At 67.9% G+C, this 3027-nt stretch carries 2 protein-coding genes; both read right to left on the bottom strand.

Annotated elements, in window-relative coordinates; genetic code table 11:
- On the bottom strand, positions 1-887 hold an 887-nt coding region (locus JYJ84_RS32745; RefSeq protein ID WP_205189995.1), incomplete at its 3' end, for a sialidase family protein.
- On the bottom strand, positions 875-3027 hold a 2153-nt coding region (locus JYJ84_RS32740), incomplete at its 5' end, for a TonB-dependent receptor (protein ID WP_205189994.1). The genes JYJ84_RS32745 and JYJ84_RS32740, both read right to left, overlap by 13 nt.

The raw sequence follows: 3027 nt of genomic DNA, 5'->3' as shown, positions 1-3027 counted from the left end.
CGCGTGCCGTCCGGCGTGATTGCCAGCGCCGGCCCGTGCTCGGGGCACGCCTCGACGTGCCAGTTCGAGAACGTCGCGCGCACCGGCACGACCGGGTCCGACGCCGCGACGGGCAACACGGCGAGCGCGTGATCGCGGATCTGCCCCGGAAACACGTTGCGCCACGCGGCCTCGATACGTCCGGCCGGATCGATCGCCATCGCGATGCGGCAGCATTCGCATGTGTGGTCGGTCACCTTGCGCTCGGCTTCGAACGATGCACCGCCGTCGCGCGATACCGCGTAGTAGACAGCCGCGCCTTCGTACGCCTGCCCCGCCGCCTTCGCCGCAACGAGATCGCGCTTGTCGATCCATGCGATCGCGATGTTGCCGGCCGGATCGACGGCCATCATGTCGAAGCGGTGCGTGATCGCCTGCCGGTCGCGATGCACGGTCACGGGCACGCTCCACGTCGCCCCGCTGTCGAGCGATCGCGCGAAGCGCACCATGCCCGTGTACGGCGCATCGAGCGGCATCGACCACGACACGTACACCGCGCGCCCGTCCGGACTCGTCGCGATCTTCGGGCGATTCTCGGCGCTCGTGTAGATCGGCTCCGGCATCGCGTTGACGGTCACGGGCGCGGACAGCGTGCGGCCCGCATCGTCGGAATGCGCGACGACGACGTGCGCACCTTCGACCCACGCGACCCACAGCCGGTGACGCGCGTCGAACGCGGCGCCGGTCGCGAGCGGCTGCTTCTGCTGCGCGGGTGCAGCCTGCATGCTCATGTGCGCGGCGTGCGAATCGGCCGCCTTCGGCACGTCTTGCGCATCGTGCGCACCGGCGGACGACAACCACGCGAACCACAGCGCGCCACCTGCCGCGAGCGATCTCACAGCGACCATTTCAGTTCTCCATAGAAAGTACGGCCCGGATACGGGTGGAACACGTAGTAACGGCGGTCCGTCAGGTTGTCGATGCCGACCGACGCGGTCCAGTGTCGGTCAAAGCGATAGCGCGCCTTCAGGTCGACGACCGTGAACGAGCTCGTGCCACCGTAGACATCCGGGTTCACGTCGCTGTTGTCGAGCGTGTTGAACTGGCGGCCCGAATAGCGCACGCCGACGCTCGCAAGCCAGTGCTCGTCGAAGCGATACGACGCGAGCAGGTTCGCACGCATGCGCGGAATCCGCGGAAAGCGCGAGCCGACATACGCGGGATTCGCGGCATCGGCGAGGATCTGTGCGTTGCTCGCCGACACGTTCGCGTCGATCGCGAGTCCCTTCAAACCGACGTTCTCGCCGCTGAACGCGAGTTCGACGCCGCGCACGCGCACGCGATCGACGTTCGAGATGTTGGTCACCGTCGTCGCGCCCGACACCGTCGTCTGGCTGTAGATCGAATCGCGCAGATCGCTCTGGAACACGCTGGCACGCACGACGCCGACGCCCACGTCGCGTTCGGCCGTGAAGTCCCAGTCGATCGCCTTTTCAGGCCGCAGGTTCGGGTTGTTGTTGACGATCGCGTTGTTCGAGATCGTGCCCTGGAACAGTTCGCCGACCGTCGGGAAACGCGTGCCGGTCGCGAACGACAGCCGGAAGCGCCAGACGTCGGTCGCATCCCATTGCAACGCGACTTTCGGCGACAGCGCATTCGCGCTGCGGTCCGCATAGCCGAGCGTGCCCGTGGCATTGCCGAGCGCGCCGCCGTACGCATCCCAGCGCTCGTAGCGCAGCCCCAGCGTCGCGAGCCAGCCCGGCGCGAAGCGCCACGCGTCCTGGCCGAACAGCGCCTGCGTGCGCGTGTCGCCGCGATAGAGGCTCGACAGCGACGTGGTCGGCCCGGCCAGCCAGTCGGCCGTGTTGTACGTGACGTTGCGCAGGAAGTAGTTGTCGTAGTGGTAGCCGAACGTGAACGTATGGCCCTTCACTTCCGGCGCCTCGGCCTTCAGGTCGAGCGTGCGCCAGCCGGTGCCGTCGCCCTGGAACTGCGTGCCTGCGCCGCCCTGCACGGTCGACGCCGAGCGCTGCACGTCGCGCGACACGTCGTACGCGGACACGACGCCCGACAGGCGCCAGCCGGAATCGAGCCGGCCGTTCAGGCCGAGCGCGTACAGCCAGTTCTCCTGGTCGCCGCGCTGCGGCGCGAATGCGTTCGGCGCGACGGTCATGTTCTGGCCGCCGATCGACACGTTGCCGCCGTAGACCGGATTGCCGGCCGCATCGCGCAGGAAGGTTTCGCCGTGCTGCCGGTAATGGTTCTCCCAATGCCCGAGCGTGAGCGTCGCATCGACGTGGTCGGTGAACGCATAGCCCATCCGGACCGTCTCGTTGAGCTGCTCGGTCCGCTCGATCGACTGCGCACCGACGATCGTCCGCGGCCGGCCGTTGGGCCCGATGTCGGTCGCGGCGCCCGTCACGGGCACGGCGGCGCCGAGCTTCGGGTTGTACGCCGAATTGGGGCTCGCATACTGCATCGGCTGACCGTTGTTCTCGAGCCGGTCGAGCGACAGCGCGAACCAGAACCGGCCGACGCGGTTCGCGATCCGCGCGGTCTGGTGATTGCCGCCGAAGCTGTCCGCAACCCCGTAGCCGTCGTGGTAGCGCTGCGTGAAGAACTGGGTCGACAGCGACGCCTCGAGCTTTTCCGGGCGACGCGTCGTCAGCAGCACGGTCGAGCCGATCGAGTTGCCCGGATACAGCGCGGAAAAGGGGCCATAGAGCACGTCGACGCGCGCGATGTCGTCCGGCGGAATCAGCGACCAGCGCGGCGGGTACGCGTAGCTCGAGCCGAGCAGGTTCGACAGCAGCACGCCGTCCGCATACACGAGCCCGCGTGCGCTCTGCAGCTCGTTGAAGTCGCGGCCGGCGAATACGCTGTTGCGGTCGCCGATATAGCGCTTGCGGACCATCAGGTTCGGCGCGTATTTCAGCGCGTCCTCGGTGGTGACGTTGGTGTGCGATTCGATCTGCTCGCGCGTGATCGATGTGACGACGGCCGGCGTATCCGGATCGACCGGTTGCCGCTGCGCGGTCACGCTGACGG

The organism is Burkholderia sp. LMG 13014 (genome assembly GCF_905232215.1).
Taxonomy (GTDB): domain Bacteria; phylum Pseudomonadota; class Gammaproteobacteria; order Burkholderiales; family Burkholderiaceae; genus Burkholderia.
The sequence above is the reverse complement of the archived record's forward strand: the minus strand, read 5'-3'. Positions and strand labels throughout refer to the sequence as shown.